Origin of the sequence: Verrucomicrobium sp. BvORR034, assembly GCF_000739635.1 — a bacterium.
Lineage (GTDB): Bacteria > Verrucomicrobiota > Verrucomicrobiia > Verrucomicrobiales > Verrucomicrobiaceae > Verrucomicrobium.
Genome location: NZ_BATQ01000031.1, coordinates 1 through 2,392 on the forward strand (window position 1 = coordinate 1; position 2,392 = coordinate 2,392).

General features: G+C 65.5%; 4 protein-coding genes. All 4 read right to left on the bottom strand.

What is annotated here, in order from left to right; genetic code table 11:
- Nucleotides 1-278: tetratricopeptide repeat protein (locus tag BV034_RS05490; protein WP_265592658.1), on the bottom strand; the 278-nt coding region annotated here is incomplete at its 3' end.
- Between the two features lie 49 nt (nt 279-327).
- Nucleotides 328-1,035, bottom strand: coding sequence for a hypothetical protein (locus tag BV034_RS05495; protein WP_050024944.1), 708 nt, complete (start codon nt 1,033-1,035; stop codon nt 328-330).
- An 18-nt stretch (nt 1,036-1,053) separates the two neighbouring features.
- On the bottom strand, nt 1,054-1,956 hold the full coding sequence (locus BV034_RS05500) for a toll/interleukin-1 receptor domain-containing protein (protein ID WP_050024946.1): 903 nt from the start codon (nt 1,954-1,956) through the stop codon (nt 1,054-1,056).
- A gap of 16 nt (nt 1,957-1,972) precedes the next feature.
- Nucleotides 1,973-2,392 (bottom strand): hypothetical protein (locus BV034_RS35690; RefSeq protein WP_265592659.1); only part of this gene is annotated, 420 nt, incomplete at its 5' end.

Genomic DNA, 2,392 nt, shown 5'->3' on the forward strand with positions numbered 1-2,392 from the left:
ACGATCTTCTTGGGTCCTTGGGCGGCTTTCTCGAAATGGGAGAAGGCGGCGGCATCATCCCGGGCCACTCCGCGACCGGTCTGGTAGCAGATGCCGAGGGAGTGGTGGCTGTAGTTGTCTCCCTGCTCGGCGGCGCGGCGGTACCAGTGGGCGGCGGCGGCGTAGTCCTGGGGGACGCCGTCGCCGTTGTAGAGCAGGTCGGCGACGCGCTTCTGTGCCTCCATGAGGCCGCGGTTGGCGCGCTCGAGGAGGGACTGGTACTGGGGGTTCGAGGACATTTCCTTTGGCGGTTCCCGGGGTTGGGGGTGCGGTGTGGGGCGCGGCGGGTCAGATGATTTCCTCGTTGCCCTTCTCCCACTGGGGGCGTTTGTAGTCCACGAGCTGCTTGCGCAGGGCGATGATGGTGTCGTTCCCCTCGTCCTCGAACTCGAGGGACTCCTTGCCAGTGCTGATGACCTTGGCGACGACGAAGGGCACGATGAGGGTGACGTTGCTGCTGGTGAACACCTGAAACTGGCGGCGCTGGAGCTTGGCACGCACGTCGTCCTGGTCTGCCACCTCGAAGCTGCTGGTGGAGACCATGCGGGTGCCGAAGCCAGTTATTTCCGCGTACGGGAACTCTTCTGTCTCGTCCTGCATGACGGCCTGCTCTGCGAGGTCATAGCTGGCGCGGTAGCAGGCGATGTAGTAGTCCATGAGGAAGACATGGGTGAAGTCCATCTTCGAAGCGCGGACGCGGCGGTCTTTGTCCTTGTACCACTTGGCGCCGTCGGCGGGGCTCTCCACGGCGAAGGTGCGCCGGGGACTGGAGGTGGTGAGGTCCAGGCGGAGCCGGGCGACCTGGTGCACCTCGTGACGGGCCTCGCTGATCCAGCGGGAGGCTTCGGTGTGGTCGGCGGGTTTTTTTCCTGTCATGTTCAGCCAGAAGGCCGAGAGGGAGTGCTTGATGGCGGCGAAGAAGCCCTTGGGCGGGGAGGCCTGGGAGAAGTACTGCTCCACGCGCTGCTTACGTTGTTTCCAATCAGAAGTATTCATGTGGCGAAAAAAAGCAGTTCAGGATTCGAGGATGGAGCTGGCCAGGCGCCAGGCGCGGTTGTGCTTGTCGATCAGGATGCTGAGGAGGGCGCGAAGATCGCGGTTGTTGATGCGGTGGAGGGCCTTCTCCACGAGGGCGTCGACGGACAGGCCGGGGGCAGTGAGGCCGTCAGCCTCAAAGCAGCCGGCCTTGATGTAGGCGGCGAGCAGCAGGGCGGCTCCTTGCTCTGGACTGGTGTCGTCCTTTGCCATGGGGGTGAGCTTGGAGAGCAGAATGTTGGCGTCGGCGACCGCGATGGCGCTGAGGGGCTTCGTGCGGAACTCGGCGAGCATTTCCAGGAGGACAAGAAAGGGCTCGCGGGTGAGGACGGCGGCGATGGCATCCAGGTGCTGGCGCAGCGCGAACTCATCCCCTTTGAGGAGGAGGGTCATGGCGTGCTTTTTCAGCCGCTCTGAGGCACTGAGGAGGACGCCGGGGCTGAGGACGGTGGTGGAGAGGAGCCGCTCTACGGAGGGCTCGAAATAGATGCCCAGATCGAGAGGGTGCGCCTGGAGGGTGCGCAGGCTGGCGAAGATGGTGTGGGTGTCGGAGACGGGCGGGAGGCGGTCGCGCTCGACCAGGACGGGGACGAGCTTGGAGGCGGAGAGGCCGGCCTCCATCTCCTCCACCATGTAGTCTGTCTTCCCGGCGGGCTTGAGTTCCTTCTCCCAGTTGGGGCCGATGAAGGCGTAGATGGCATCGACTTTCTGGAGGGCCTGCCGGAGGTCGCTCTGCCACTGGGCACCCGGCTTGAGATTTTCGTTGTCCAGAAAGGCAAAGCCGGAGCCGAAGCGGCGGGCCAGGTGATCGCGGACACGGAAGGCGGCGTTCCTGGCGATGGTATCTGCCCGGCGGTAGGAGAGGAAGACGGAGAGACTCATGACGGGAGGTTGGAGGTTAGAGGGAGGGGGGGACGGGCTGGATGCGGCGGGTGCGGCGCATGACGATCCACTCGGCATTTTCGGCAAGGGCCTCCTGCCCGACGGAGAGGAGGAGGTCCTGAATCTGCCGGACGAGGTCGGTGGCGGTGGGCATCGCGGGGGAGGGGGGAGTCGCGGGCTGGGTGAGGCTGTGCCGGAGGGCGGCGAGCTTCTGGGTGAGGCGGAAGTCCGCCCCGCGGAAGAGCCCCTGCATGGCGGCGTAGCGGCGGATGTTGCCTGTGTGGGTGCGGTGCTGCATCCAGGCGAGGGCGAGGCCGCTGGCGCCGAGCAGGAAGGATTTGAAGAAGCCGGCGACATCTGGGGCCCAGAAGGTGGCCGTGGGGCCGAGACAGCACAGGGGCAGGAAGGTGATGAGGAGGGCCAGGGCGGTGCCCCA

Bases quoted from the DNA above. Each gene is read 5' to 3' on its own strand.
- BV034_RS05500 (WP_050024946.1), bottom strand. From the start codon at position 1,956: ATGAGTCTCTCCGTCTTCCTCTCCTACCGCCGGGCAGATACCATCGCC.
- BV034_RS05495 (WP_050024944.1), bottom strand. From the start codon at position 1,035: ATGAATACTTCTGATTGGAAACAACGTAAGCAGCGCGTGGAGCAGTAC.